Consider the following 24,655-nt stretch of genomic DNA (forward strand, 5'->3'; position numbering starts at 1 on the left):
AAGGAAACGCCGAATCGCCCTGGCGGCGATTCGGCTTCCCCTGCCCCGCTACGCGGGAGCGGGCATTCCCCCCACCCCTAAAGGGGCGGGCACCCTGCCCGAGAACTCTGGTGGTGGTGGCCGCCTGGGCCAAGGGGGTGACGGCGGTGACACCCCCCAGGGCGGCCGCGAACGCCGCGACGGCGGCGAAGGTAGATCTGAGCGTGGATCTCGTGCGGGAACGTGCCATGGACGCCTCCCCGAATGTCGGTGTTACCCACGGTATTTACTGGCCAGTAGGGGAGTTGGGAACACTTTCAACAAGAGAATTGCTCACCTTTTTCGAGGAGGCGGTAGACATGACCGACGATCAGCAGACCGGCGGGTTCCGGACCGAGCACGACTCCATGGGCGACGTACGGGTGCCCCTGCACGCCAAGTGGCGGGCGCAGACCCAGCGCGCCGTGGAGAACTTCCCCGTCTCGGGGCAGCGGCTGGAGCGGGCCCACATCGCGGCCCTCGCCCGGATCAAGGCCGCGGCGGCCCTGGTGAACGCCCGGCTCGGCGTGGTGGAGCAGGACGTGGCCGACGCCATCCGGTCCGCGGCCGCCGAGGTCGCGGAGGGCCGCTGGGACGACCACTTCCCCGTGGACGTCTTCCAGACCGGCTCCGGGACCTCGTCCAACATGAACACCAACGAGGTGATCGCCACCCTGGCCACCGAGCGCCTCGGCCGGAACGTGCACCCCAACGACCACGTCAACGCCTCGCAGAGCTCGAACGACGTCTTCCCGTCGTCCATCCACATCGCCGCCACCGCCGCCGTCGCGAACGACCTGGTCCCGGCCCTGGAGCAGCTCGCCGCCGCCCTGGAGCGCAAGGCCACCGAGTTCGACCGGGTGGTCAAGGCGGGCCGGACGCACCTGATGGACGCCACCCCGGTCACCCTCGGCCAGGAGTTCGGCGGCTACGCGGCCCAGATCCGCCACGGCGTCGAGCGGCTGCGCTCGTCCTTGCCCCGGCTCGCCGAACTCCCCCTGGGCGGAACCGCGGTGGGCACCGGCATCAACACCCCGCCCGGCTTCTCCGCCGCCGTGATCGCCGAGGTCGCGGTCGCGACCGGACTGCCGCTGACCGAGGCCCGCGACCACTTCGAGGCCCAGGGGGCGCGGGACGCGCTGGTGGAGACCTCGGGCATGCTCCGTACGGTCGCCGTCTCGCTCACCAAGATCTGCAACGATCTGCGCTGGATGGCCTCGGGCCCGCGGACCGGATTGGCCGAAATCAGTCTCCCGGATCTCCAGCCCGGCTCCTCGATCATGCCCGGGAAGGTCAATCCGGTGGTCCCGGAAGCCGTCCTGATGGTCGCCGCACAGGTCATGGGGAACGACGCCACGGTCGCGGTGGCGGGGGCCTCCGGCAACTTCGAGCTCAACGTGATGCTCCCGGTGATGGCCAGGAACCTCCTCGAATCGATCCGGCTGCTGGCCTCCGCGAGCCGCCTGCTGGCCGACCGCACGGTCGACGGGATCACCGCCGACGAGACCCGGGCCAGGGAGTACGCCGAGTCCTCCCCCTCCGTGGTGACCCCGCTCAACCGCTACATCGGCTACGAGGAGGCCGCGAAGGTGGCCAAGCGGTCCCTCGCCGAGCGCAGGACGATCAGGGAGGTCGTGCTGGAGTCCGGCTACGTGGAGCGCGGCGACCTGACCCTGGAACAGCTCGACGCGGCCCTGGACGTCCTGCGCATGACGCGCCCCTGACCGGCCGTCCGCACCCCCGGGCGGGGGCCGGATCCGGTCGTTCACAGTCCCGCAACCGCTCGGTCACCTGCGACGCAGCGGGCGTACGGGCCCCCGCCCTAAGATCTGCGCATGACAGGTACTTTCGAGTCCGGGGGCGGCCGGACGCCGGGCGCGCCGGCCGCCGGCCCCGCGCGTGGCACGCACTGGGCGCCCGGGGACCGGATCCTCTGGCGCTACCGCGACCACGCCCCGGGGCCGACGGGCGCGGTGCACATCTGCCGCCCGGTGACCGTGGTGCAGGACACCGCCGAAATGCTCGCCGTCTGGATGGCCCCCGGCACCGAATGCGTCAAACCGGTCCTCGCCGACGGCACGCCCGTCCACGAGGAACCGCTCGCCACCCGCTACACCGCGCCGCGCACCACCGTGCGTTCGCGCTGGTTCGGCGGCGGTGTCCTGAAACTGGCCCGCCCCGGGGACCCCTGGTCGGTCTGGCTGTTCTGGGGGCCGGGCTGGCAGTTCAAGAACTGGTACGTGAACCTGGAGGAACCGCGGTCGAGATGGGCCGGAGGAGTGGATTCCGTGGACCACTTCCTCGATATCGCCGTCTACCCCGACCGCAGCTGGAAGTGGCTGGACGAGGACGAGTTCGCCCAGGCCCGGCGCTCCGGCCTGATGGACCGTGAGCAGGCGTTGCGGGTACGGGAGGCGGGTCGCGCGGCGGTCGCGCAGATCGAGGAGTGGGCCGCTCCGTTCTCGGCCGGCTGGGAGGACTGGCGGCCGGATCCGGCCTGGCGGATTCCGGCCCTGCCCGAGGACTGGGACCGCACCCCGGCGCATATGACCTCATGAGACCCTTGATGCGCCCCCGGGGTTCAAACGTAGGATCGTCCTCCGCGAGGTCACGCGCTCAGGGCGGTGCGGTCGGAGCGTACATCGGCAAGTGTCTTTCCGTGCACGGGATCTGACCGGAGGTCGACACACGACGAGAGGCGACGACGGGGCGGGGGGCCGCCCGGGGCGCTCCCGGCCGTGGGGCCGGGGGGAGAAGTTCGAGCGAGGAACCTCTGGGCGGTGGTGCCCGGGCCGCTGAGCGGGTATACCGCGACTGACCGAGTTGAGTGCAGCGCACATCGAGCGCAAACGGACGGAATTCCACGCGTGACGGAGTACCCCACCTCCCAGGAGGGCCCGCAGCCCGTCGCCTCCGGCGGAGGTACGGACGAGGCCGGCCACGGCAAGGCGCCCATCGCAGCCACCGAGGCCGTACGCACGCATGCCGCGGGCGCAGGCACCGGCCCCGCGGCCGAGCCGGGCGCGGCGGCCGCCGCGGCCGCTTCCGACGTGCGGGCCGCGCGCTCGGCCGCGGGCCCGGCCCCGGGGCTCCCCCGGCCGCGCGGAGCGGCGTCGGCGGAGGTCCCCGCCGGCGCGGGCCCCGGCCAGGGCCAGGGCCACGACAACGCCCGTCCCCGGGACACCTCGGACACCGCCGAGGCCCACGAGGCCGCCGCGCGCGCCGCGGGGGCCGGTCCGGCCCGTGAGGGCGCCGGGGGCGGCGCTGCGGGCCTCCAGGGGGCCGGCGGGCCCGGAACACCGGCAGGGGGTGTCCCGGACGCCACCGCGGCGCGTCGCGAAGGCGACCGGCTGCGGTTCGTCGGCGCCGCCACCCGGCGGATCGCCCGCGGCATCGACCTCGACGAGATCGTCCTCGGCCTGTGCCGGGCGACCGTTCCGACCTTCTCCGACGCCATCCTCGTCTACCTGCGCGACCCGCTCCCGGTCGGCGACGAACGGCCCGTCGGCCCGGTCGTTTTAAGGCTGCGCCGCACCGACCGGTTGCGGCCGATCGACGACCTCACCGACATCAGCGGCACCATCGGCGCGGGGATGGAGCTCGCCGGGGCCGCGGGGGCCACCGGCGAGCTCGACTTCAGCCAGCTGCCGCTGGTCGGCCCGCAGGGTGACCTGCCCGCGGCGGAGCTGTGCGAGATCCGGCCCGGCGGCGCGCTCGCCGAGGTGCTGCGCGGCGTACGGCCCGTCTTCGCGTCCTCCGCCGCCGCCCGCACGGCACTGCCCGAGCTGCTGGGGGTGGACCATCCGCTGCCGCGCGGCAACCGGGCGGTCCTCGCGCCCCTGCGCGGCCGCCGCCGGGTGATCGGCGCCGCGGTCTTCCTGCGCAGCCCCGAGCGTCCGGCCTTCGAGCAGAACGACCTGCTGGTCGCCGCCCAGCTGGCCACCCACACCGCGCTCGGCATCGACAAGGCGGTCCTCTACGGCCGCGAGGCGTACATCGCCGACGAACTGCAGCGCACCATGCTGCCCGACAGTCTGCCGCAGCCCACCGGGGTGCGGCTGGCCTCCCGCTACCTGCCCGCGGCCGAGACGGCCCGGGTCGGCGGCGACTGGTACGACGCCATACCGCTGCCCGGCAGCCGGGTGGCGCTCGTCGTCGGCGACGTCATGGGGCACTCCATGACCTCGGCCGCGATCATGGGCCAGCTCCGCACCACCGCCCAGACCCTCGCGCAGCTGGACCTGCCGCCCGCCGAGGTGCTGCACCACCTGGACGAACAGGCGCAGCGTCTGGGCACGGACCGCATGGCCACCTGCATGTACGCCGTCTACGACCCGGTCGCGCACCGGATCACCATCGCCAACGCGGGCCACCCGCCGCCGGTGCTGCTGCACCTGGGCGGCCGGGCCGAGGTGCTGCGCGTACCGCCCGGCGCCCCCATCGGGGTCGGCGGTGTGGACTTCGAGGCCGTGGAGCTGGACGCGCCCGCGGGGGCCACGCTGCTGCTCTACACGGACGGCCTGGTCGAGTCGCGGCTGCGGGACGTGTGGACCGGCATCGAGCAGCTGCGCGAGCGCCTGGCCACCACCGCCCAGCTGACCGGCCTGGACCACCCGCCGCCGCTGGAGGCCCTCTGCGACGACGTCCTGGACATGCTGGGGCCGGGCGACCGGGACGACGACATCGCGTTGCTCGCGGCCCGGTTCGACGGCATCGCGCCCAGTGACGTCGCGTACTGGTTCCTGGACCCGGAGGAGACCGCTCCGGGCCGGGCCCGGCGGTTCGCCCGCCGCGCCCTGACCCGGTGGGGCCTGGAGGAGCTGAGCGACTCGCTGGAGCTGCTGGTGAGCGAGGTGGTCACCAATGCGGTCCGGTACGCCGAGCGGCCCGTGACGCTGCGTCTGCTGCGGACGGACGTGCTGCGCTGCGAGGTCGGCGACGACTCCCCGCAGCTGCCGCGCCAGCGCCGGGCGCGGGAGACCGACGAGGGCGGCCGCGGTCTGTTCCTGGTCAACCGGCTGGCCCGCCGCTGGGGTGCGACCCGGCTCAGCAGCGGAAAGGTCGTCTGGTTCGAGCTGCCGCTGCCGCTGCCGGCCGCGGGCGAGCGGCGCTGACCGTGCGCGGGTGAACGAGAACAGCGCCGCCCCGCAGCCTGCTCGGCTGCGGGGCGGCGCTGTGTCAGTTGCCGCTGGTCTGCTGCTCACCCAGGACCGGCGGGTCCGGCGGCTTGGGACCGCCTGTCTTGGTGGCCGTGGCCGTCGGGGACGTCGTCCCGGTGGGCGTCGCTCCCGTCTTGGTCGCGGTGGGGGTCGGCGACGTCTGCGTCGGGGACTGCGTCGGGCTGGTGGTGGCGGACGGCGTGCTGGTGGACGGGCTCGTCGAGGCCGTCGGCGAGGTGCTGCGGGACGGCGTCTGCACGGCGCCCATCTCGGCCTCGGTCAGCTGGAACTTGCCCGTGCTGGTGCCCTTCAGGGCGGCGAGGGTGTACGCCCTCCAGATCGAGGCGGGGAAGCTGGAGCCGCCCGCGCGCCCCAGGCCGGCGGTACCGGTCAGGGTGACCTGGTTGTGGTTGTTGGGGTCCTCGCCGAACATGGCGACGACGGTGACCAGTTCCGGCGTGTAGCCGGTGAACCAGGCGGCGACGTTGGACTCGGTGGTGCCGGTCTTGCCGCCCGCCTCGTAGGCGCTGCTGCGGACCTTGTTGCCGGAACCGCCCTCGTCCTCCACGACGCCCTGGAGCACCTTGGTGACGGTGTCGGCGGTCTTGCGGCTGATGGCCTGGCTGCCCACCCCCTCCTGGGGGGTGAACTCCAGGTCCTTGTGCTCGGCCTTCTTGATGATGGTCGGCGTGACCTTCTTGCCGTGGTTGTCGAAGGTGGCGTAGACGCCTGCCATTTCGACGGTGTTCGCGCTCATGGTGCCCAGGGCCATGGCCGGCTTGTCCTCGGGCCAGCCCTCGCGGTCCCGCATGCCCAGTTCCAGGGCCGTCTTCTTGGCGTTCTGCGGCTTGACGTCCACGATCATCTGCGCGTAGACGGAGTTCACCGAGAAGTTGGTCGCCTCCTGGACCGTCATCATCGGGTTGCCGTAGTTGGTGTTGTCCTGGTTCTGCGGGTTGAACGGGATCTTGCTGCCGACGACCTGGCGCCTGCTCGTGCCGTCGTAGAGCGCGTTCGGGGTGATCGGCTTGCCGTCCTGGGTGTTGGAGCCGTTCTCCAGGGCGGAGGCGAGCACGATCGGCTTGAAGGTCGAGCCCGGCTGGTAGTCGGTGCGCAGGGCGTTGCTCGCGGACTTCTCCTCCAGGCCCACGCCGCCGTACATGGCGACGATGGCACCGGTCTTGGGGTCCACGGAGGTGGCGCCGGCCTGGACGCTCTGGTCCTGCGGGCGGTTCTTGGGGTCCTTGCGGTCGAGCTTGGACTCCAGCTCGTCGTGGACCGCCTTCTCCAGCGCGCCCTGCTTGTTCTTGTCGACGTTGAGCGTGATGTTCCAGCCGCCCGCCGTGATCATGGCGTCGGTGATGTTCTGCTTGTTCAGCTCGTCGTTGGCGGCCTGGACCAGGTAGCCCTTCTGCCCCTCCATGCCCGGGCGGGGCTTGGGCTTGATGGGCGGCGGGAGGGTCATCGTCTTGCGCTTGGCCGGGTCGAGCTCGCCCATCTCGACCATGTTGTCGAGGACGGCCTCGAAGCGGATTTTGACGAGCCGGGTGCCGTTCGGTCCGGCGGTCGCCAGGTCGTACTGGCTGGGCGCCTGGATGACGGCGGCGAGGTAGGCGCCCTGTTCCAGCGTCAGCTTGTCCGCGTCGACGCCGTAGAAGGCCTGGGCCGCCGCCTGGATGCCGTAGGCGTTGCGGCCGTAGAAGTTGGTGTTCAGGTACCCGGCGAGGATGTCGTCCTTCTCCATGCGCTCGTCGACCTTGAGGGCGATCACCAGCTCCCTGAGCTTGCGGACGGCCGACTGGTCCTGCGTCAGGTAGTAGTTCTTGACGTACTGCTGGGTGATCGTGGAGCCGCCGGCCGTGCCCTTGCCGCGGACCGTGTTGAACAGGCCTCGGGCCACGCCCATCACGTCAATGCCGCGGTCCTGGTAGAAGGACTTGTTCTCGATGGCGATGAAGGCGGTGCGGACCTCGACCGGGATCTTGTCGAGGGTGACGTTCTCGCGGTTCATCTCACCGGTACGGGCCATGATCGAGCCGTCGGACCACCGGTAGGTGTTGCTCTGGAGCACCGCCTGCTTGTTGGGGTCGGTGGGTTCGTTCACCGAGAAGTACAGGGCGACCGCGGCGGCCATGAGGAGCAGGACCGACCCGAAGAACGCGCCCAGGATCTTCTTCCAGGTGAAAAAGCGGCGTATGCCCGTGCGTTTCCCGGCGCCTCCGCCTCCCTTGGCGCCCTTCGCGCGTCCGCTCGGCGCCCGCCGCGCACCGCGCTGCTGCTGCGCCTTACGCGCTTCTGCTCGGCCCATCGCTCCCGCTCCGCTCGATTACCCCCCGACGTCAACTCAGAAAGCTAACACCGCAGGCTGTGACAAAGTTTGGCCAATCCTGGCCAATTCCGGCTATTTCGGACGTGAGAATCAGCACCCACATCACAGGAACCGACGCTCAGATAAGCGGATGGGTTGCCATTGCGCAAAAAAGTGATATCACTTTGCTAAGCGGCTCGATCGGCCGCGCGCAGAGAAACGGGGCGAACCGTGACGAATCAAATAGTCAACGCTGGCGGAGTACGGGAGTTCACCGCGCGCAGCGTCGGTGGCGCACTCGCGCTGCTGCTCGGACTGGCCGGCCTGCTCGCGGGCGCGGGTCTGGTCGTGGCCGGAGCGGTGTCGTCGGCGACCGGGGTCAAGGTGGCCCTGATCGTGGCCGGCGTGCTCCTGGGCCTCGCCTCCGTGATGGCGATGAGCGGCCTCAACACGGTGGCGCCGGGCGAGGCCCGGGTCGTCCAGCTGTTCGGCCGCTACCGCGGCACCATCCGCACCGACGGACTGCGCTGGGTCAATCCGCTGACCTCGCGCGAGAAGATCTCCACCCGGGTGCGCAACCACGAGACGGCCGTCCTGAAGGTCAACGACGCCTACGGCAACCCGATCGAGCTGGCGGCGGTCGTGGTGTGGCGGGTCGAGGACACCGCGCGGGCCGTCTTCGAGGTGGAGGACTTCACCGAGTTCGTCGAGACGCAGACGGAGGCCGCGGTCCGGCACATCGCGATCGAGTACCCGTACGACGCCCACGAGGAGGGCGGCCTGTCGCTGCGCGGGAACGCCGAGGAGATCACCGAGAAGCTCGCGGCCGAACTGCACGCCCGGGTGGAGGCCGCCGGTGTGCAGATCATCGAGTCGCGGTTCACGCATCTCGCGTACGCTCCTGAGATCGCCTCCGCGATGCTCCAGCGTCAGCAGGCGGGCGCCGTCGTGGCGGCCCGCAAGCAGATCGTGGAGGGCGCGGTGGGCATGGTCGAGCTGGCCCTGACCCGGCTGGCGGAGGAGGAGATCGTGGACCTCGACTCGGAGCGCAAGGCGGCCATGGTCTCGAACCTGATGGTCGTCCTGTGCGGCGACCGCGCCGCACAGCCGGTGCTCAACACCGGCACCCTCTACCAGTGACCCCCTCCGGCGAGGAGAAGCCCGCGGGTCGGCAGCCGCGCAAGCAGGTGCTCCTGCGACTCGACCCGCAGGTGTACGACGCGCTGGCGCGCTGGGCGGGCGAGGAGCTGCGCAGCGCCAACGCGCAGATCGAGTTCCTGCTCCGCCGGGCCCTCACCGAGGCCGGCCGGCTCCCCTCCGCTCCGGGTCCCATCCCGCGCCGGGGCCGGCCGCCGAAGCCCACGAACTGACCTCACCCGAAAGCCGCTCCCGTGCCGTACACGGGAGCGGCTTTCGCGTTTCCGCAGGTCAGGCGCCGATACAGCGTCTATACACTCGACGTATACACGCGGTGTATAGTCGGCGCCATGTCCATCGGTCACACCCTCCTGGGCCTCCTTGAGGCCGGCCCGCGCCACGGCTACGACCTGAAGCGGGCCTTCGACGAGAAGTTCGGCCACGACCGCCCCCTCGCCTACGGGCAGGTCTACTCGACCATGTCCCGGCTGCTGAAGAACGGCCTCGTCGAGGTCGACGGCATAGAGAGCGGTGGAGGCCCCGACCGCAAGCGGTACGCCATCACCGACGCCGGCATCACCGACGTCGAGGCCTGGCTGTCCCAGCCCGAGAAGCCGGATCCGTACCTCCATTCGACGCTCTACACGAAGGTCGTCCTCGCGCTGCTCACCGGCCGCCGCGCCGACGAACTGCTGGACACCCAGCGGGCCGAGCACCTGCGCCTGATGCGCGTGCTGACGACCCGCAAGCGCAAGGGGGACCTCGCCGACCAGCTGGTCTGCGACCACGCCCTGTTCCACCTCGAAGCGGACCTGCGGTGGCTGGAGCTCACCGCCGCCCGCCTCGGCCGGCTCGCCGAGGAGGTACGCCGATGACGGCCGCCCCGGCGGGCTCCCTACTCGCCGCCACCGGCCTGCGCAAGGCGTACGGGAGCACCGACGCCCTCGACGGCGCCGACTTCTCCATCCACCCCGGCGAGGTCGTCGCCGTCATGGGCCCCTCCGGCTCCGGCAAGTCCACCCTGCTGCACTGCCTCGCCGGGATCGTCCCGCCCGACTCCGGCTCCATCGTCTACGCCGGCCGCGAGCTCACCTCCATGAACGACGCCGAGCGCAGCGAGCTGCGCCGCACCGAGTTCGGCTTCGTCTTCCAGTTCGGTCAACTCGTGCCGGAACTGACCTGCGTGGAGAACGTCGCCCTCCCGCTGCGCCTGACCGGCGTGAAGCGCAAGGAGGCCGAACGCACCGCGCTGCACTGGATGGAGCAGCTCCAGGTGGAGGACCTCGGCGTCAAGCGGCCGGGCGAGATATCCGGCGGCCAGGGTCAGCGCGTGGCCGTCGCCCGCGCCCTCGTCACCGGACCCCGGGTGATCTTCGCCGACGAGCCCACCGGGGCCCTCGACTCCCTCAACGGCGAACTCGTCATGCAACTGCTCACCGAGGCCGCCCGGTCCGCGAACGCCGCCGTCGTGCTGGTCACGCACGAGACGCGGGTGGCCGCCTACTCCGACCGCGAGATCGTCGTGCGCGACGGCAGGTCCCGCGACATGGAGCGGATCGTATGAGCCGGCTGCAGGTATGGACCCGCGACCTCGGCATGGGCGCCCGCTTCGCCTTCGGCGGCGGCCGCGAGGGGTGGATCCGCACCCTGCTCACCGGGGTCGGCGTCGGCCTCGGCGTAGCCCTGCTGCTGATCAGCACGGCCATCCCCGGGGCCCTCACCGCCCGGTACGAGCGGGGTGACGCGCGGTCGACGATGCACTCGGACACGGCCGACGCCCCCGGGCCCGACACGCTCCTGTACGCCCGGATCGGGCAGACGTACCAGCGCAAGGACATCGAGGGGCACGTCTTGCGGGCGGAAGGCCCCCACGCCCCGCTGCCGCCGGGCCTGAAGAAGATCCCGGGCCCGGGCGAGCTGGCCCTCTCCCCCGCCCTGGACCGGCTGCTGAAGTCCTCCGAGGGCGCCCTGCTGCGCGAACGGCTCGACGGGCCGGTCAGCGAGATCGTCGGGGACCAGGGCCTGGTCGGCCCCGGCGAACTGCTCTTCTACCTGGGCAGCGGCACCCTCACCAAGAACGGCCCCGACGACCACCGCGTCGAGCGCATCACCAGCTTCGGCTACGAGGCGGACCGCGACACCCTCGACCCCGTCCTCATGCTGATGGTCGTCCTGACGTTCGTGGCCCTGCTGATGCCCGTCGCCGTGTTCATCGCGACCGCCGTCCGCTTCGGCGGGGATCGGCGCGACCGCAGGCTCGCCGCGCTGCGGCTGGTCGGCGCGGACAGCAGGATGGTGCGCCGCATCGCGGCCGGCGAGGCACTGGCCGGCTCACTGGTCGGACTGGTGCTGGGCACCGGCTTCTTCGCCGTCGGCCGCTCCCTGGTCGGCAGCGTCAGCCTCCGGCAGCGCAGTGTCTTCCCCGCCGACCTCGACCCGGCGCCCTGGCTGGCCGCCCTGGTCGCCGTCGCGGTGCCCGCTGCGGCCGTGGCCGTGACCCTGTTCGCGCTGCGCGGTGTCGTCATCGAGCCGCTCGGCGTCGTCCGTACGGCCGGGCCCTCCCGGCGCCGCATCTGGTGGCGGCTGCTGCTGCCGCTGGTCGGGCTCGGTCTGCTGGTGCCCCTGGGCGGCCGCGGCAACGACCACGGCAGGTTCAACCAGTGGCAGGTCAGCGGTGGTGTGGTGCTCCTGCTGACCGGGATCACGGTGCTGCTGCCCTGGCTGCTGGAGCGTTTCGTCGGGAGGATGTCCGGGGGGCCGGTCTCCTGGCAGCTGGCCGTACGCCGGCTCCAGGTCGACAGCGGCAGCGCCGCCCGCCTGGTCAACGGCATCGCGGTGGCCGTCGCCGGCGCCATCGCCCTCCAGATGCTCTTCGCGGGCGTCGAAGGCAACTACATCAGGTCGACCGGCCAGGACCCCTCCCGGGCCGCCGTCGCCGTCATGGTCAACCGTGCGACGGACGCGCCGATCGGCGACCTCGCGCAGCGGATCGGCTCCGTTCCGGGCGTCACCCGCGCGGTCCCGCTGACCTCGGCGCAGGCCGCCCATCGGATGCCCGCGGAGGACGACACCATCCAGGTGACCGTCGGCACGTGCGAGGCGCTCGGGGAGGTCGCCACGCTCGACTCCTGCAAGGAGGGCGACGCCTTCATCCTGACCGGCCCCGCCTCCGACGGGATCTACGGGGACACGGCGAAGCCCGGCGACGAACTGTTCGTCGGCAACGTCCATCGCTACGAGTCCGAGCCGGACGACCGGCCCGGTCCGGTGAAGTGGCAGGTCCCGGCGGGCACCCGTACGGTCCCCGCCCGGGAGGACCCCGCCGGGCAGCTGCGCACCGGCCTGCTGGTGACTCCGTCGGTCGCGCCGCGGGAGCTGGGCGACTTCCCGGACACGCGGATCTTCGTACAGGTCGACGAGTCCGGTCCGGACGCCCTGGACCGGGCGCGCAACGCCGTCTTCAAGGCGGATCCGTTCGTCACGGCGATGACGCTGCACCACACCGAGCAGGCGGTGGGCTTCTCCTCGATCCGCACGGGGCTGTTCTTCGGCGCCGCCGCGGTACTGGTCCTGATCGGCGCCAGTCTGTTCGTCTCGCAGCTGGAGCAGCTGCGCGAACGGCGTCGGCTGCTGTCCTCGCTGGTCGCCTTCGGCACCAGGCGCTCCACGCTGAGCTTGTCGGTGCTGTGGCAGACGGCCGTGCCGATCGTGCTGGGCCTGGTGCTGGCGGCCGCGGTGGGCACCGCCCTGGGCGCCGTCCTGATGGGCATGGCCGCCCAGCCGGTCCGGATCGACTGGCCCTCGGTGCTCGGGATGACCGGGGTCGGCGCGGGCGTGGTCGCCGCCGTGACGCTGCTCAGCCTGCCGCCGCTGCTGCGGCTGATGCGCCCGGACGGCCTGCGCACGGAGTGACCCGTACGCCCCTGAACCCGTACGCCCGCTCCCCGCGGCCCCGGCGACACCCCCTAGTCGGTGGGCCAGACCGGGAGCGGGCGTACGGCTTCGCGCAGGGCGGCGGCGATCGCGGCGAACTCCTCCTGGCGGGCGGTCCCCGTGCGCATGGCCAGGGCGATCCGCCGCGAGGGGGCCGGCTCGGCGAAGCATCCGGTGGACAGGTACTCGTTGCGGGCGGTCTCCAGCCGTAGCGCGGTCCGCGGCAGCAGCGTCACCCCCAGTCCCCCGGCGACCAGTTGTACGAGCGTGGACAGTCCGGCGGCGGTCGTGGTGACGTCGGCCCCGGTGGTCCGCCCGGCCTCCCGGCAGATGTCCAGGGCCTGGTCCCGCAGGCAGTGCCCCTCGTCCAGCAACAGCAGCTGCAGGTCACGCAGTTCGTCGAGCGGGATGTCCCGGCGTCCGGCCAGCGGGTGGTCCCGGGGCGCGAGCAGGACGAAGTCCTCGTCGAAGAGGGGCAGTTCGCTGACGCCGGGAACGCCGAGCGGCACCGCCAGCAGGAGCAGGTCCAGGCGGCCGGCGGCCAGCCCCTCCAGCAGCGAACCGGTCTGCTCCTCGTGCACCTGCAGGTCCACCCGCGGGTAGCGCCGGTGGAACAGCCCGAGCACGGTCGGCAGCAGGTAGGGCGCCACGGTGGGGATCACCCCGAGCCGCAGGACCCCGGTGAAGGGGGCCCGTACCGCCTCCGCCTCCTCCAGCAGCCCGCCGACGGCGTCGAGCACCACCTGCGCCCGGACGGCGATCCGCTCGCCCGCCGGGGAGAGCAGCACCTTGCGGGTGGTGCGCTCCAGCAGCTGCACGCCGAGGGCCTCCTCCAGCGCGGAGACGGCGCCGGAGAGCGCCGGCTGGCTCATGCCGATGGCCGCGGCGGCGTCACGGAAGTGCAAGTGCTCGGCGACCGCCGCGAAGGCGCGCAACTGAGCGAGAGTCGGTTGCTTCGCTCCCCTATTACCCACAGCCACTGATAGGTACCTCCGATCACCCACAGCAAGACTAGCTATTTCCATAATCAATGCAGGCTGTGCCAGCATGTGAGACACGTCCAACCCCATCGGAAAGCCCCCAAAAGGGGTCTCTTTCCATTGATCAAGGAGAGCGCGTGCTCACTGTTGGTGACAAGTTCCCCGCCTTCGACCTGACCGCCTGCGTCTCGCTCGAGGCCGGATCCGAGTTCGCGCAGATCGACCACAAGACCTACGAGGGCAAGTGGAAGGTCGTCTTCGCGTGGCCCAAGGACAGCGTTTAGCCCTCCTGGGGAATCGATGGTTCCACATGTGATAATCGCTCCTTGATTCAGCTCGAAGCCGCTGACCGACCGGGTTGGACGCCTGCGTCAGCGCGCAGCGAGTAAGCAAGGGAGCACCACTTGATACCCGTCGGCATGTACCGGCGCGTGTCCGAGGACAAGGCCATGAAGGGCCTCGCCTCGACATGGCGTGAGATCGAGGAGCAGGTCAAAGAACAGGACGATGCGATTCGCGCCCTGGCCTCCGACCTCCCTGATGACGTGACGATTGTTCGCGACTACTGCGACAACAACACGCCCGCCTCAGACCCCTACATCGTCCGGCAGTACTTCGAGGACATGCTGAAGGATCTCGAAGCCGGGATCATTCGCGGCATCCTCTTCCTGCACTCCGACCGCCTCGCCCGCCTCGTCTACGACGCCGCCCGCGTGTGCCGGATCTTCGAGATGAACCCCCACTACATCGGCCTGAGCGTCGAGGGCGGCGTGAACCTCGCGACTGTCGAGGGTCGGGGCATGTTCGTCATGCAGGCCACCGTAGGCAACATGGAGATCGGCAACACACGCCGCCGTGTCGTCCGCACGAACCGCCGTGTCGCCGAGAAGGGCGTGATGCACGGGGCGCCCCGCCCATTTGGCTGGGGCGAGGATCGGCGCACCCTGGATGACGTCGAGAGCGAGATGATCCGCAAGGCGATCCTCGCCATTCCTGGCGGGTACACGATCGCCGACTTCAAGCGGGCACTCACCGAGTACGGCTACGTGCCGAAGCAGACGAAGCGGTCCGGAGACGGCGTCCGCGTCATACAGCACACGGCCGCTGAGCAGATCCTCATGAGTCCGCGCGTCGCGGGCTTTCGGTTCCACGTACCCGAGCAGGCTCGACGGGCGGCCGAGGGTCGCCTGTGGTTGCCGGACTTCATCGTCCTCGACAAGGAGGGCAAGCCGGTACGGGGCGACTGGGAGGCGCCGTGCTCGCCGAACGAGTGGTGGGCCGCCGTGCACGAGATCAAGCGGCGCAAGGAGGCGAACAAGGAGGGCCTCAAGAGCGGCAAGCACGACACCACGGCCGCCTACCTCTGTTCCGGCATCGTGCGGTGCGGAAAGTGCTCGTCTCCGATGTGGTCGAACCCGTACACGAAGGGGACCAGCGCCTACGAGAAGTACGGCTTCCGGTACCAGTGCCAGTCGAACCAGGGCGGATGCGGAGGCGTGTCGAGAGTGGGGCCGCCGATAGACGATCTGGTCGAGACGGCCTTCCTCCTGGAGACACGATCGACTCTGGGTGAGGACGTGGCGAAGGCGGACGAGATCGACGTGACCGTTCACGACAAGCGGCTCGGCGAGATCGCGGCAGAGCTGGAGGACGTGAATGCCCGGCGCCGAGAGAAGCGGATCACGATGTCTGCGGCGCTGGACATGATCGAGGAGCTGGAGGCCGAGCGTGAACAGCTCACCTCGAAGCGAGGGCAGCTCGCCCTTCAGAAGCGAAAGCGCGCGATACTGACGCCGGATGCCCTTGCAGACTGGAAGGGGCTGACGATGGCGGAGAAGCGCACGCGGCTAAAGGCGGCTGTGCGGGCCGTGATCGTGCATCCCGCCGGCAGGGGAAAGCGGTTTGATCCGGAGCTGATCGAGATCGTCTGGCAGAAGAACCAGGTGGCCTGACGGGGGAAGCCCCTCTCCCTATGCGGGGAGAGGGGCTTTTCTCTCGGCGGGCTTCAGGCCCCAGAGCTTCATGACGTAGCGGCGGTGGGCCTCGTCGCGCACCGGCGCCTTGGCCAGTTCGCGCTTGAGCCACTCCTCCTTCGTCATCACGGGGCGACCCGGCCGTTCTTCTCGAAGGCCGCGTGCGTGATCGGCATGAGGGCGCGGAAGATCGCCTCGGCCTTCTCGGCGCACACCTCGATCTCGCGCTGGGGGTGGGAGACGAAGGTCGCGTCCTGGCGGTGGGTACGGAGGCTGAGGAAGTTCATCAGGCCCCGCGGATTCATGGTGACGTACATCGAGCTGTAGGTGCCGACCGGCAGGGCGGCTCGGGCGATCTCGCGGGCGATGCCGGCGGCGAGCATTCGCTCGTACGCCTCGTAGGCGGCTCGGTAGGCAGTGCTGAGTTCGGTGTCGACAGTGGCGAGCTGCTCGATCGTGCCTGGCTCGAAGGTGTAGGCGCCGGGCTTGCCAACCTGGACGAGATCGCGGTCGACGGGCGGGAGGTAGAAGTCGGGCTTCAGCTCGCGGTAACGCGCGGACTCTTCGTTGTACGAGGCGATGCGGTGGCGCTGCCACTCGCGGAAGACGAAGATCGGGGCTTCGACGTACAGGGTCAGGGAGCCGTGTTCGAAGGGGCTGCCGTGGCGTTCGCGCATGAGGTAGCCGATCAGGCCCGCGTCCCGTTCGGTGCTCTCGGCCGTGGGCGGCTCGGGGAGGAGGCGGTGAGTTCCGCCGACTGTCGAGACTCGGGCGGCGCGTACGACGGCGCTGTCCGACAGGTTGTGGTCGACGAGCTGCACCTTCATGGAGCTGCGGAAGTTGATGCGGGTCACGATCGATTCCTTCGGTACAAAGTTTACAGTCAGGCCGCGTAGTTGGCGGCGTAGTCCTCGTAGGAGCGGCGGGACTGCTTCGTCAGGTGCCACGAGCCGAAGTCGCACTCGTAGATCCTGTTCTCGCGGTTGATGGGGCCGCGCCCTCGGATGCCCTGGGCCTGGCGGTCGCGCTTGGCTTGGGCCCGGCCGAGAGCCTTCTCGGCGGAGCGCTTGTCGGGGAAGGCCCGCTTGTCCGAGCACTCGCAGATGTGGAAACAGACGGTCTTCATGGTGGGTTCCTTCCGGGGTCAGGGGCGCTTCTGGATGATCAGGCCGTTGCGCCGGGCCATGCGCATGTAGGTGAGGACGGTCTGACGCTGGACGCCGAGGTACTCGGCGAGGTGGCGGGCCGGGTTGATCACGCCGTCGATCTCGGCCTGGATGTAGTGGGCGGCGAGGCGGGTAAGGAAGGCGTGGGTAACACGCGGTCCACGGTTGAGGGCGCGCAGCTCGTCGATCTCGGCGTCGGTCATCTGCGGGGCGAGGAGGGCGTCGGTCATGGTGGTTTCCGTTTCTGGGTCATTTCGCGCGGAACTTGTCGCACGGGCAGGTGGGTATCTGGCAGGCGCCTCGTGCGGCGCCGGCTGCGGAGTGGGTGAAGGGGGCGTGTCCGCAGTCGGGGTGGAAGCAGTAGCCCTTCCACCCCTTCTTGCCGTCCACGTTGGCCAACATCACTCCGGGGCTGTGGAGTTGGACGAGGCGGCCTGTACCTCCGAACGCCATCTTCGAAGCGAAGGTCTTGATCTCCGCCTCGGACGCGAAGGGTCCGAAATTCAGGCCGCGATGGCCGTCCGCCCACGTGTGCACGAGGGCCAGGGTGTTGCGCATCTGGATGAGGTCGGCGGCCTCCTTGAAGACCGCCTTGGCCATCTGGTCGGCGCTCTCGAAGGTGGGGTCCTCCAGGAGCTCCTTGATCGCCTCGACCTCTTCCTTCCGGGGGGTCAGTCGCATGGACCAACCTTAACATCGCGGTCTCATGTTTACATGGCGAGCGGGATGAGCTGCATCACACGGTCGCGGAGCTGGTGCAGGCTCCCGTCGTTCAGGATCACATCGTCGTACAGGTATCCACCGAGAGCGTTCTCGCTGCTGTGGCCCGCTGCGGTGATCGGCCTCTGGCCGGGCCGCTCGATCCGCACGACAAGGCCGCCGCGTTCTCGAATCGCGTCTGCTTCGTTGGGGAACCGCACGTCAGAAACGACGGTCGGCCCCCACGACTCGAAGTCACGGAAGAGAGCGTCAACCCAGACGTGATCACCCAGGATTCCGCGCCCGGCCTCGGTGCCGCATCGCTGAAGCAGCCGCCTCACCACCTCGGACTCCTCCTTCGCCTCCTCCCATCCGTGACGGTCGACTTCATCCACCAAGGGTGCTCCCTCGGCGGTTTCTACGGCGTCGATCCAGGGGTTGAGCGTGTACAGGAAATCCTTCACCTTGTCGGCGAAAGCCTTCCGCTGCCATCCGCACTCGTCGACCAAGAAGCGGGCGGCTGCGTCCTTGCCCGAGCGCGCGGCGCCGGCAAGGCCGATCAGGGGAGCGTTCATCTGCTTGTCTCCTACGTAAGTGGTCAGTGCTGGCGCGGAAGCTGGTTGCGTACGGCGGTCGTCTCGGAACGGTCTCCGGACCGCCGCACAATCAGGTCTCGCGAGGTAATCCCGAGGCGGTCCTTGTCGAGCGCGTCCGGCTCGTACAGCTCGGCCTCGGCCGGGATGGCTCCCGAGCGACGGAGGCCGTCGAACCAGTCGAGGGCGTCGGCCTTCGTCTCGAACTCCATAGGCATGTGCAGGCGGAACATCGTGGTCCTTCCTTTGTCAGATTTCGCGGCTGTCGACGAGCCGGGTCAGGCCCGGCGCTTTCACCAGGCCAAGGCAGACGTGACAGTCGCAGTCGTGCATACAGGTAGCGCAGGTGGTCTCATCGCAGTACAGGCCGGGCCCGTGGAAGTCGTGGGCCGGGTCAGGGTCGGGGCATCCCCACGACTCGCAGCTCCGGTTCCGACCCCACGTCGGGTAGACGATGTGCTCACGGGTCAGGCCGTGGACGAGTTTCTCGCCCGGGCAGGCAAATCGGGCGCTGGCCCCTGCCTCGCGGTCCCGGAAGGCTGCCCGGCACCGAGTGCACTGGTAGCGGCCTTCCGGGCGCCTGCGGAGCTGGTGTCTCACCCGGTCGGGGCGATGAAGGCGGGGCGGGGCTCGCCGAGCGTCCACGTGCCGGCGACCTTGTGCTCGGTCTCGGGGGCCGCCTCGTCGATGGCGGTCTCGAAGGACCACTGGCCTTCCATGAGGCTGCGGCGCATCTGCAACTCGGCGTGACGCCCCTGGAGTTCGCGGAGCATCCGGTCGACCTCCCGGTACTCCTCGGCCAGGTCGGCGGTGCGCTTGGCGCGCTTCTCGCGAGCCAGGGCGACGGCCTTCGCGTGGACGAGTGCGGCGTCCTCCTGGTGCAGCTCGACCAGGGCCTTGATCAGCTCGCGCGTCTTGTCGCGTGTCCCCTTGGGTGCCGCGTAGTCACCGATGCCGGTTTCCCTGCGGCGCACCGTGAACTTCCAGTCCATGTCGCGCTTCGTGTAGACGTGCACCCCTTCGGCCAGCTTGGAGCCCCAAACTTCGAGGTCGCCCTCGCAGTCGACGTAGTGGGCCCGGCCGTAGCCGACGTAGAAGCCGGACGGGAGGAACTCCCAAGCGGTCTCGTTGGAGCCGTTGGTGTGCCAGGTGACGAGCGGCTCGTCGTACTTCGGGGCGATGCGGATCGTTCCGCGGATTCGGGGGCCGGTCACGCGGTACGCAGTCACCCACGGGTCGGGGAACGTGGTCCACGGCTTGCCGTTGGGCTCTTCGGCCAGGCGCTCGAAGTAGACGGTTCCGAAGGACAGGCCGACGTGTCCGGCGTACTCGAAGGTCTCGGTCTCGCTCATGGTTCTTCTGCTCTCTGTGAGGGGGCCGCCCTGCCCTCTCCCTGTGTGGACGGGGTGGCCGTGCTGGGGTGGGTTAGTCGCCGTAGCAGTCGCGGACGGGGATGCCCTCGGCCTGGGCGTGCCGGATGCAGTTCTCGGCGCACTCGGTGAAGAAGGCGAGGGCCTTCTCGGCGGCCTCGGCCGTGGTGCCGGCGGTTTCGTAGCGGGAGTTCTGCATCTGGAGCAGCTCGTCGCCGAACATCAGGTAGAGCGCTCCTCCGCTCCAGTAGATCCGGCCTCCGCCGCGCCAGTTGTTCGAGTTCAGTTCGTGCAGCACCGCGTCTCCGGTGAGGCCGCGCTCGATGCGGACTCGGATGGTGGCGCCGTCCGAGAGGGTCATGCGGTCGGTGTAGGGCTTCATGTCGGTCCTTCCGAGGGGTCGGGGGTCAGCCGCACAGGGCGGCGTCGCGGGCGGCGTAGAAGGTGAGGGCTTCGCGGGCTTGGCTCCGGGCGTACGGCTTGCCGTAGAGGCCCGAGCAGGAGTCGACTTCCTCCCAGGTCTCCATGGACACGTCGGAGTCGCCATCGCGGGTCCAGAGGACGCGCTCCTCGACGATGAAGGTCCACACGTCGCCGTTGGCCCACGCCTCGTACTCCTGCATCTCGGCCTCGACGTAGCCCTCGGTGAGGAGGCCGCCGTCGATGGCGCGGGCCTCTTCGCCGGTCACGTACCAGAGGGAGCGCGGGCCTCGTTCGGGGCTGGACTCCAGCACGAGCCCGCCGTGCATGATCGAGACGTACCGGGTGAACAGGTCCACGCCGGTCCAGCGGTTCCACTTCAGGCGCTCCCACGCCTCGGCGAACGGGCCGCCGTCCTTGTCGACGGGGTGGTAGTGCCCGAGGTGGGTGTCGATCGTGATGACGTGTACGAGCGTCTCGCGGTCGTTGCGGGGGTTCTCGGCGTACTCGTCGCGGACCAGACGCACACGGAAGCGGCCGTCATCGGTGGTGGTCAGAACGTCGTCGGACATGGTGGTCTCCTTCAGGTGTGCGGGGTGGTCAGGCCGCGAGGGCGGCGACGGCGGCGCGGGCGTCCTTGTCCCAGTCGGGGAGGGGAAGGCCGAGCGCGATGTAGCGAGCGGCGCGGGTCTGGGCGCGGCTGGGCCCGGAGAACTTGCACCCCTTGTGTCGGCGGGGCGGGGCGGGGTTCTTGCCCGTGCGCTCTCGCATGTGGCTGGGGTAGGGCTCGATGTCGACGGCGCACAGGAGGCAGTACAGGGCCCAGCGGTGTTCGCTGCCGGGGTAGCCCTGGTGGACGCCCGCGCATCGGGTGCGGGTGCAGCCTTCCGGCTCGTCGACCGGGACGGTTCGGAGGGCGTAGCCGAGTTCGAGCACGCGCGGCCAGACGGCGGCGAGGGAATCGCGGTTGCGCTTGTTGTCGGGCAGGAAGGAGGAGAGAGACGGTCCGGCGGTCATGTTGCCTTGCCTTTCGGTGAGTTGAGCGTCAGGAGTGGTCGAGGGCGGGGAGGTAGCCGAGGGTGCCGGCGGAGTCGACGGCCCAGACCTCGCCGGGATCGAGAACGAGATCGCGGACGGTGATCTCGGAGCCGCAGTGGTCGCAGCGGAAGAAGCCGTGGACCGTCACCCCGAAGGGGCTCTTGCTGCACTCGGCGCAGATGATGGTGATCACAGGTAGCCTTTCTGGGTGGCCCCCTCCCTCTCCCTGTGGGAGGGGGCCGCTTGCGTCAGGACGTGGTCTTGTAGCCGTCGCGGCAGGTGATGTACGAGGTGTCGCCGATCAGGGCCCAGCAGTCGCGGTGCCCGTCGTACTCGCCCCACGGGACGCGGCCCTCGGCCTTCATGCGCCCGGTGAACGTGGGGGCGGGCTTCGGCTCGGTGGGTGCCGGGGGGTGATCGGCGCCCGCGTAGGCGGCGAGGAGGACGAAGATGGTGGCGGCGAGTCCGGCGACCGTGGCGCGGAGGGACTTCACTTGCTCTCGGTCCCTTCGATCAGCGCGAGGATTTCGTCGACGGCCGCGTACTCGGCGGGGCTGACCCAGCGCCACTCCTCTTCTGGAAGCATCTCGACCGGAAGCGAGAGGGCCAGGCTCTCGGCGGTCTGGGCGAGGTTCAGGAGCGCGTACGCCTCCTGGGTGTCGAGGGGCTCGTCGCGCCGGGTGACCTCTCGCGCGGCCTTCAGCACGTCGGCGACGAGGAGCTTGATCCGGTTGAACGCGATCGACTCGGCGTTCTTGATGGACGGCATCATGTACGTCTCTTCCTGTGTTCGATGGGGGCCGCCCCCTGCTCTCCCTGTGTGCGGAGGGCGGCCGGGATGGATGGGCGGTCAGCCGACGTGGAAGACGTGGACTCCGCCGGGGGCGTCTTCGGCGTGGAATCCGCCCGTGAACAGCTCGACCGAAGCGCGCTCCCAGTCGATGTCGTAGTAGGGCCACGTGGTGAGGCGGGCCTTGTCCTCCTCGTCAGAGGTGTCCTCGAACCACTCGCGGGCGAAGTCAGCCTCGCTGTCGTGGAATCCGCGGTAGTCCTCGCGGAACTTCTCGACCCAGTGATGCCGGTTGCTGCGTTGGGCGTAGAGCGTGAACCAGGCCGCGAAGGCGTCCGCTTCGTACTCGTTCAGCTCCGACAGGGCCTCTGCGATCTCGGCCGCTTCGGACGGCGAGCACTCACCGTCGAGGGCTCCGGCGAAGCCCTCGTGATCCATGACCCAGAGTTCTTCGTGGGAGGTCTCCCGCTTGTGCAGGTCGGCCGGGGTGACAAGGTCTGCCGTGTCGGCGGAGTACCAATCGCCTACCAGGTGACCGGCGTTGTAGCAGGCCAGGCAGCCGATCCAGACTTGCGGGTCGACTTTGGTGACCGTGATCATGTTTCCTCGCTTTCGCGGTAGAGGTGGCCGCCCCTGCCCTCTCCCTGTGTGGGAAGGGGCGGCCGAGGGGGGTCAGGCGGACAGCGCTGCCCTGCGAGGGGCGATACGGGTCTGGCCCAGGTCGGCTCGCTTTCCGGCTTCGGCCCCTTCGTGCCATCCGGAGCCGGTCAGGCGTCGGGCGGGAGCCGTGCGGATCTTGGGGTGCTCGCGCTTGAAGAGGGCGAGGACGGCCTCGGCGCGGTCGACGAGGACCAGCTCGGCGGAACGTCCGCTCGGCAGGCTGGCGGTCTCGGCGGCTGCCTGCCCCTCGGCCATTTCCAGGCGCTTGACGACTACGGAGCGGAACCCGGACAGCCACGACTTGCGGTAGGCCGTCGTCGACTCGCCCCACTCGGGGCGGCCGTGCTTCATGCCGTTGTGGGCCTGAAGCAGAAGCGAGGTGTAGAGCATCTCGGCGCGGTCGAGGGTCGACTCGTGGCCGTAGATCTTGACGTGCTGGTAGTAGCGTCCGGCCGTACGGTCGTACAGACGCCACCGGACGGACTGACCGCCGATCGCCTCGACTATCGCCATCAAGAGGTTCGCGTTGTCGAGGATGTACGAGCCCTTTACGTCGACAGTCCGGGACGTGAGCGCGTCGCTCTCAGGGCGGGTCTCCGCGAGCATGGCCCGCTCGATGCCGTACTTCGCCATGAGTTCGGCGGCCTTCGCGAAGTACGCCTGCGCTTCCTCGGGGCTGGCGGCCGGGTCCTCGGCCTTCGCGAGGATGGCGCGGACTCGGGCGAGCTTGCCGTTTTCAGGCATGGAGGTAGCCATGTTGGAACCTTTCGAGGGTTCGATGCGGGCTGGCATCGTCAGGGGGTAGGCACCACCTACCGCCGACCTCCTTTCGGAGGTTTCGCCTTTGCATCCGGTGAGGTCAGGCGGAGATCAGGTCCCAGCCCTGGAGGATGTGACCGATCGCCTTGTCGTCCATGTACGCCTTGGCGGCGTCCTCCCGCTGGTCGCGGGTCGGGAGATCGAACTCCATGAGCATCTGGGCGCGGGGGTCGACCTCGAAGGGGTCGTAGAAGGCGGCGATCACCAGGTCACCGATGCGGATGAGGAGGGAAACGGCGCCGCACTCGGGGTCGATGAAGGCGATCTGGTCGTCGATGGTGATCATGTGTTGGCTCGCTTTCGCGGTAGGTGAGCTGGTGAGGTCAGGCGGAGGGGCGCCGAATCATGGAGTGGGCGGTCGTGTAGTCCTTGACTCGCCCCCCGTTGACGCTGAAGCCGAAGCGGCGGTAGAAGCGACGGAGGCGGTGCACGCTGGTGGCGCCGAACTCGCTCGACGGGGAGAGGGTCGCGGTCACGCCCTGGCGGTCGGCCTCGGCGGTGAGGAGGCGCATGACCCGGGTTCCGATGCCCTGGTTGCGCAGGGTTCGCGGCACGACGAGCTTGTGCAGGGCCAGGTGGCCGGCGGAGTCGAACGAGATCCACACGTCGACCCCCGGAGCTTCGGTGGCTATGCGGTCCCGCAGTGGGGCGAGCCACTCAGGGTCGAGGCTGGTGTAACCGGGCTTGAGCATGGCTGTCCTGTCGGAGCTGGGGCCGCCCCTCCCCGAGAGGGGAGTCAGGGAGGGACGGCGGTCGGGGGGGTCAGGCGAGCGAGAGCTGTCCCGCGAGAGGGGCGTTCAGGTGCTCGTTCGCCAGGCGGGAGAAGTAGGCATCCCGGGCCTCGCGGTAGATGTCTTCGACCTTCTCCCAGTCGATTCCGCCGTCCGGCTCGTAGCCGTACAGGTCCGACAGGGACTCGTGGCAGGAGTCGGCGATGTCGGCCGTCTGCGCCTCGGTGTCGTATTCGTACTCGCGCTGGGCCCGCTCCAGGGCCTCGTTCACGTTGGACTGCCAGCGCTCGTACTCGCGCTCGGAGTAGTCCGACTCGTCGAGGATCGGATAGCCCTCCAGTGCGGAGAGGATCGAGCACGCTTCACGCCATGCGGCGGTGAACGTGCGGGTGCCGTCGCAGTTGCCCGTGCACTCGCCCTGGTGGACCCAGGCTTCACCGTCGCAGTCGGACGGGCAGGCGGTCATGCACTCGTCGCGGTTGCCCTCGCAGCCGCACGACTTCGGGTATCCGCACTCCGTGGCGCACGGTCCCGTGCAGTCCTCGTCACAGCCGCCCTCGTAGACCTGCACGAAGATCTCGGAGCAGTAGCCCATAGCCCAATGGCGTATGCCGGCGTCGATGACGTGCTCGTCCGAGACCTCGGTGTCGTCGCGGCCGTCATCGGCAGCGGCTCGGAGGAGGTCGAGCGCGGTCTTGTAGTTGGACTCGGCCAAGATGTCGTCGGAGTAGTCGGCCTTGGCCAGGACCGGGGCGTGCGTCCGGTAGTACCGATCGTCACCGCCGAAGTTCGTGGGGCGCTCCAGGAGCCGACACGCATACTCGCTCAGGGTGTCGTCGTCGCACTGGTAGCTGATCATGT

Annotated in this window: 30 protein-coding genes and 1 pseudogene; 10 read left to right on the forward strand and 21 right to left on the reverse strand. The window is 69.7% G+C overall.

Annotation, left to right across the window (positions count from 1 at the left end; genetic code table 11):
* The first annotated feature begins 338 nt into the window (after positions 1–338).
* The 3 genes from ACIPXC_RS06670 to ACIPXC_RS06680 all read left to right on the forward strand — a co-directional run bounded on the left by ACIPXC_RS06670 (position 339) and on the right by ACIPXC_RS06680 (position 5,132).
* Positions 339–1,742, forward strand: coding sequence for a class II fumarate hydratase (locus ACIPXC_RS06670; protein ID WP_401614176.1), 1,404 nt, complete (start codon positions 339–341; stop codon positions 1,740–1,742).
* A gap of 111 nt (positions 1,743–1,853) precedes the next feature.
* On the forward strand, positions 1,854–2,576 hold the full coding sequence (locus tag ACIPXC_RS06675; protein ID WP_401614178.1) for a DUF402 domain-containing protein: 723 nt from the start codon (positions 1,854–1,856) through the stop codon (positions 2,574–2,576).
* Between the two features lie 309 nt (positions 2,577–2,885).
* On the forward strand, positions 2,886–5,132 hold the full coding sequence (locus tag ACIPXC_RS06680) for a SpoIIE family protein phosphatase (RefSeq protein WP_401614180.1): 2,247 nt from the start codon (positions 2,886–2,888) through the stop codon (positions 5,130–5,132).
* Between the two features lie 64 nt (positions 5,133–5,196).
* Here the strand turns inward: ACIPXC_RS06680 and ACIPXC_RS06685 are convergent, their stop codons facing one another.
* Positions 5,197–7,485, reverse strand: a complete 2,289-nt coding sequence (locus ACIPXC_RS06685; RefSeq protein ID WP_401614182.1) for a transglycosylase domain-containing protein — start codon at positions 7,483–7,485, stop codon at positions 5,197–5,199.
* Positions 7,486–7,716: 231 nt separating this feature from the next.
* On the opposite strand from ACIPXC_RS06685, the gene ACIPXC_RS06690 reads away from it, so the two are divergent.
* The 5 genes from ACIPXC_RS06690 (at position 7,717) to ACIPXC_RS06710 (ending at position 12,534) form a co-directional block, all read left to right on the forward strand.
* Positions 7,717–8,625, forward strand: a complete 909-nt coding sequence (locus ACIPXC_RS06690; RefSeq protein WP_401614184.1) for an SPFH domain-containing protein — start codon at positions 7,717–7,719, stop codon at positions 8,623–8,625.
* Positions 8,622–8,855 (forward strand): hypothetical protein, encoded by a 234-nt coding sequence (locus ACIPXC_RS06695; RefSeq protein WP_401614186.1) that lies wholly within the window; start codon positions 8,622–8,624, stop codon positions 8,853–8,855. Before ACIPXC_RS06690 ends, ACIPXC_RS06695 begins: the two co-directional genes overlap by 4 nt.
* Before the next feature lie 117 nt (positions 8,856–8,972).
* A complete protein-coding gene (locus tag ACIPXC_RS06700) occupies positions 8,973–9,497 on the forward strand; it encodes a PadR family transcriptional regulator (protein WP_030963213.1) in 525 nt (174 codons plus the stop codon).
* On the forward strand, positions 9,494–10,186 hold the full coding sequence (locus ACIPXC_RS06705; RefSeq protein WP_401614188.1) for an ABC transporter ATP-binding protein: 693 nt from the start codon (positions 9,494–9,496) through the stop codon (positions 10,184–10,186). Before ACIPXC_RS06700 ends, ACIPXC_RS06705 begins: the two co-directional genes overlap by 4 nt.
* Positions 10,183–12,534, forward strand: a complete 2,352-nt coding sequence (locus ACIPXC_RS06710; RefSeq protein ID WP_401614190.1) for an ABC transporter permease — start codon at positions 10,183–10,185, stop codon at positions 12,532–12,534. Before ACIPXC_RS06705 ends, ACIPXC_RS06710 begins: the two co-directional genes overlap by 4 nt.
* Positions 12,535–12,587: 53 nt before the next feature.
* Here ACIPXC_RS06710 and ACIPXC_RS06715 read toward each other — a convergent pair whose 3' ends face one another.
* On the reverse strand, positions 12,588–13,580 hold the full coding sequence (locus ACIPXC_RS06715) for a hydrogen peroxide-inducible genes activator (RefSeq protein ID WP_259656653.1): 993 nt from the start codon (positions 13,578–13,580) through the stop codon (positions 12,588–12,590).
* A gap of 92 nt (positions 13,581–13,672) precedes the next feature.
* Here ACIPXC_RS06715 and ACIPXC_RS06720 point away from each other — a divergent pair.
* Together ACIPXC_RS06720 and ACIPXC_RS06725 are read left to right on the forward strand one after the other, a co-directional pair.
* Positions 13,673–13,810: pseudogene (locus ACIPXC_RS06720) on the forward strand (peroxiredoxin); the annotation flags it as partial.
* Positions 13,811–13,966: 156 nt separating this feature from the next.
* Entirely contained in the window at positions 13,967–15,487 is a 1,521-nt protein-coding gene (locus ACIPXC_RS06725) for a recombinase family protein (RefSeq protein ID WP_401614192.1), read from the forward strand.
* Between the two features lie 18 nt (positions 15,488–15,505).
* Here the strand turns inward: ACIPXC_RS06725 and ACIPXC_RS06730 are convergent, their stop codons facing one another.
* The 19 genes from ACIPXC_RS06730 to ACIPXC_RS06820 all read right to left on the reverse strand — a co-directional run bounded on the left by ACIPXC_RS06730 (position 15,506) and on the right by ACIPXC_RS06820 (position 24,653).
* The gene (locus tag ACIPXC_RS06730; protein WP_401614194.1) at positions 15,506–15,634 is read right to left on the reverse strand and encodes a hypothetical protein; all 129 of its coding nucleotides are present in this window, start codon (positions 15,632–15,634) and stop codon (positions 15,506–15,508) included.
* A complete protein-coding gene (gene thyX / locus ACIPXC_RS06735) occupies positions 15,634–16,335 on the reverse strand; it encodes an FAD-dependent thymidylate synthase (RefSeq protein ID WP_401614603.1) in 702 nt (233 codons plus the stop codon). Before thyX ends, ACIPXC_RS06730 begins: the two co-directional genes overlap by 1 nt.
* A 56-nt stretch (positions 16,336–16,391) precedes the next feature.
* A complete protein-coding gene (locus ACIPXC_RS06740; protein WP_401614196.1) occupies positions 16,392–16,634 on the reverse strand; it encodes a hypothetical protein in 243 nt (80 codons plus the stop codon).
* Between the two features lie 18 nt (positions 16,635–16,652).
* Positions 16,653–16,904, reverse strand: coding sequence for a hypothetical protein (locus ACIPXC_RS06745; RefSeq protein ID WP_401614198.1), 252 nt, complete (start codon positions 16,902–16,904; stop codon positions 16,653–16,655).
* Positions 16,905–16,923: 19 nt separating this feature from the next.
* Entirely contained in the window at positions 16,924–17,355 is a 432-nt protein-coding gene (locus ACIPXC_RS06750) for a hypothetical protein (protein ID WP_401614200.1), read from the reverse strand.
* A 29-nt stretch (positions 17,356–17,384) separates the two neighbouring features.
* Positions 17,385–17,948 carry a hypothetical protein gene (locus tag ACIPXC_RS06755; RefSeq protein WP_401614202.1) on the reverse strand — a complete coding sequence of 188 codons (564 nt, stop codon included), beginning with the start codon at positions 17,946–17,948 and terminating at the stop codon, positions 17,385–17,387.
* Between the two features lie 23 nt (positions 17,949–17,971).
* The gene (locus tag ACIPXC_RS06760) at positions 17,972–18,199 is read right to left on the reverse strand and encodes a hypothetical protein (RefSeq protein ID WP_401614204.1); all 228 of its coding nucleotides are present in this window, start codon (positions 18,197–18,199) and stop codon (positions 17,972–17,974) included.
* A gap of 363 nt (positions 18,200–18,562) precedes the next feature.
* Positions 18,563–19,318 carry a hypothetical protein gene (locus ACIPXC_RS06765; RefSeq protein WP_401614206.1) on the reverse strand — a complete coding sequence of 252 codons (756 nt, stop codon included), beginning with the start codon at positions 19,316–19,318 and terminating at the stop codon, positions 18,563–18,565.
* 73 nt (positions 19,319–19,391) lie between these two features.
* Complete coding sequence (locus ACIPXC_RS06770; protein WP_401614208.1) at positions 19,392–19,718, reverse strand: hypothetical protein; 327 nt, start codon at positions 19,716–19,718, stop codon at positions 19,392–19,394.
* Between the two features lie 25 nt (positions 19,719–19,743).
* A complete protein-coding gene (locus tag ACIPXC_RS06775; protein WP_401614210.1) occupies positions 19,744–20,328 on the reverse strand; it encodes a hypothetical protein in 585 nt (194 codons plus the stop codon).
* A 28-nt stretch (positions 20,329–20,356) separates the two neighbouring features.
* The gene (locus ACIPXC_RS06780; protein WP_401614212.1) at positions 20,357–20,773 is read right to left on the reverse strand and encodes a hypothetical protein; all 417 of its coding nucleotides are present in this window, start codon (positions 20,771–20,773) and stop codon (positions 20,357–20,359) included.
* A gap of 28 nt (positions 20,774–20,801) precedes the next feature.
* Positions 20,802–20,987, reverse strand: coding sequence for a hypothetical protein (locus ACIPXC_RS06785; RefSeq protein WP_401614214.1), 186 nt, complete (start codon positions 20,985–20,987; stop codon positions 20,802–20,804).
* Between the two features lie 55 nt (positions 20,988–21,042).
* Positions 21,043–21,288 carry a hypothetical protein gene (locus tag ACIPXC_RS06790; RefSeq protein WP_401614216.1) on the reverse strand — a complete coding sequence of 82 codons (246 nt, stop codon included), beginning with the start codon at positions 21,286–21,288 and terminating at the stop codon, positions 21,043–21,045.
* Positions 21,285–21,566 carry a hypothetical protein gene (locus ACIPXC_RS06795; RefSeq protein ID WP_401614218.1) on the reverse strand — a complete coding sequence of 94 codons (282 nt, stop codon included), beginning with the start codon at positions 21,564–21,566 and terminating at the stop codon, positions 21,285–21,287. The genes ACIPXC_RS06790 and ACIPXC_RS06795 overlap by 4 nt, the downstream gene beginning before the upstream one ends.
* Before the next feature lie 78 nt (positions 21,567–21,644).
* Positions 21,645–22,184: an antirestriction protein ArdA gene (locus ACIPXC_RS06800; RefSeq protein WP_401614220.1), complete on the reverse strand. Its 540-nt coding sequence runs from the start codon at positions 22,182–22,184 to the stop codon at positions 21,645–21,647.
* Positions 22,185–22,256: 72 nt separating this feature from the next.
* Complete coding sequence (locus tag ACIPXC_RS06805) at positions 22,257–23,000, reverse strand: DUF2786 domain-containing protein (RefSeq protein WP_401614222.1); 744 nt, start codon at positions 22,998–23,000, stop codon at positions 22,257–22,259.
* 103 nt (positions 23,001–23,103) lie between these two features.
* Positions 23,104–23,349: a hypothetical protein gene (locus ACIPXC_RS06810; protein WP_401614224.1), complete on the reverse strand. Its 246-nt coding sequence runs from the start codon at positions 23,347–23,349 to the stop codon at positions 23,104–23,106.
* A 37-nt stretch (positions 23,350–23,386) separates the two neighbouring features.
* Positions 23,387–23,755: a GNAT family N-acetyltransferase gene (locus ACIPXC_RS06815; protein WP_401614226.1), complete on the reverse strand. Its 369-nt coding sequence runs from the start codon at positions 23,753–23,755 to the stop codon at positions 23,387–23,389.
* A gap of 70 nt (positions 23,756–23,825) precedes the next feature.
* On the reverse strand, positions 23,826–24,653 hold the full coding sequence (locus ACIPXC_RS06820; RefSeq protein WP_401614228.1) for a hypothetical protein: 828 nt from the start codon (positions 24,651–24,653) through the stop codon (positions 23,826–23,828).
* Between the last annotated feature and the right edge of the window lie 2 nt (positions 24,654–24,655).

This window comes from Streptomyces sp. NPDC090021 (genome assembly GCF_044748225.1).
Taxonomy (GTDB): domain Bacteria; phylum Actinomycetota; class Actinomycetes; order Streptomycetales; family Streptomycetaceae; genus Streptomyces.

Excerpts from the sequence above, each read along its gene's own strand:
- ACIPXC_RS06775 (WP_401614210.1), bottom strand. The coding sequence starts at position 20,328 with ATGTCCGACGACGTTCTGACCACCACCGATGACGGCCGCTTCCGTGTG.
- ACIPXC_RS06810 (WP_401614224.1), bottom strand. The coding sequence starts at position 23,349 with ATGATCACCATCGACGACCAGATCGCCTTCATCGACCCCGAGTGCGGC.
- ACIPXC_RS06795 (WP_401614218.1), bottom strand. The coding sequence starts at position 21,566 with ATGATGCCGTCCATCAAGAACGCCGAGTCGATCGCGTTCAACCGGATC.
- ACIPXC_RS06675 (WP_401614178.1), top strand. The coding sequence starts at position 1,854 with ATGACAGGTACTTTCGAGTCCGGGGGCGGCCGGACGCCGGGCGCGCCG.
- ACIPXC_RS06770 (WP_401614208.1), bottom strand. The coding sequence starts at position 19,718 with ATGAAGCCCTACACCGACCGCATGACCCTCTCGGACGGCGCCACCATC.
- ACIPXC_RS06685 (WP_401614182.1), bottom strand. The coding sequence starts at position 7,485 with ATGGGCCGAGCAGAAGCGCGTAAGGCGCAGCAGCAGCGCGGTGCGCGG.
- ACIPXC_RS06760 (WP_401614204.1), bottom strand. The coding sequence starts at position 18,199 with ATGTTCCGCCTGCACATGCCTATGGAGTTCGAGACGAAGGCCGACGCC.
- ACIPXC_RS06820 (WP_401614228.1), bottom strand. The coding sequence starts at position 24,653 with ATGATCAGCTACCAGTGCGACGACGACACCCTGAGCGAGTATGCGTGT.
- ACIPXC_RS06800 (WP_401614220.1), bottom strand. The coding sequence starts at position 22,184 with ATGATCACGGTCACCAAAGTCGACCCGCAAGTCTGGATCGGCTGCCTG.
- ACIPXC_RS06805 (WP_401614222.1), bottom strand. The coding sequence starts at position 23,000 with ATGGCTACCTCCATGCCTGAAAACGGCAAGCTCGCCCGAGTCCGCGCC.
- ACIPXC_RS06755 (WP_401614202.1), bottom strand. The coding sequence starts at position 17,948 with ATGAACGCTCCCCTGATCGGCCTTGCCGGCGCCGCGCGCTCGGGCAAG.
- ACIPXC_RS06750 (WP_401614200.1), bottom strand. The coding sequence starts at position 17,355 with ATGCGACTGACCCCCCGGAAGGAAGAGGTCGAGGCGATCAAGGAGCTC.
- ACIPXC_RS06710 (WP_401614190.1), top strand. The coding sequence starts at position 10,183 with ATGAGCCGGCTGCAGGTATGGACCCGCGACCTCGGCATGGGCGCCCGC.
- ACIPXC_RS06740 (WP_401614196.1), bottom strand. The coding sequence starts at position 16,634 with ATGAAGACCGTCTGTTTCCACATCTGCGAGTGCTCGGACAAGCGGGCC.
- ACIPXC_RS06715 (WP_259656653.1), bottom strand. The coding sequence starts at position 13,580 with ATGGAAATAGCTAGTCTTGCTGTGGGTGATCGGAGGTACCTATCAGTG.
- ACIPXC_RS06705 (WP_401614188.1), top strand. The coding sequence starts at position 9,494 with ATGACGGCCGCCCCGGCGGGCTCCCTACTCGCCGCCACCGGCCTGCGC.
- ACIPXC_RS06670 (WP_401614176.1), top strand. The coding sequence starts at position 339 with ATGACCGACGATCAGCAGACCGGCGGGTTCCGGACCGAGCACGACTCC.
- ACIPXC_RS06765 (WP_401614206.1), bottom strand. The coding sequence starts at position 19,318 with ATGAGCGAGACCGAGACCTTCGAGTACGCCGGACACGTCGGCCTGTCC.
- ACIPXC_RS06780 (WP_401614212.1), bottom strand. The coding sequence starts at position 20,773 with ATGACCGCCGGACCGTCTCTCTCCTCCTTCCTGCCCGACAACAAGCGC.
- ACIPXC_RS06745 (WP_401614198.1), bottom strand. The coding sequence starts at position 16,904 with ATGACCGACGCCCTCCTCGCCCCGCAGATGACCGACGCCGAGATCGAC.
- thyX (WP_401614603.1), bottom strand. The coding sequence starts at position 16,335 with ATGAAGGTGCAGCTCGTCGACCACAACCTGTCGGACAGCGCCGTCGTA.
- ACIPXC_RS06815 (WP_401614226.1), bottom strand. The coding sequence starts at position 23,755 with ATGCTCAAGCCCGGTTACACCAGCCTCGACCCTGAGTGGCTCGCCCCA.
- ACIPXC_RS06700 (WP_030963213.1), top strand. The coding sequence starts at position 8,973 with ATGTCCATCGGTCACACCCTCCTGGGCCTCCTTGAGGCCGGCCCGCGC.
- ACIPXC_RS06730 (WP_401614194.1), bottom strand. The coding sequence starts at position 15,634 with ATGACGAAGGAGGAGTGGCTCAAGCGCGAACTGGCCAAGGCGCCGGTG.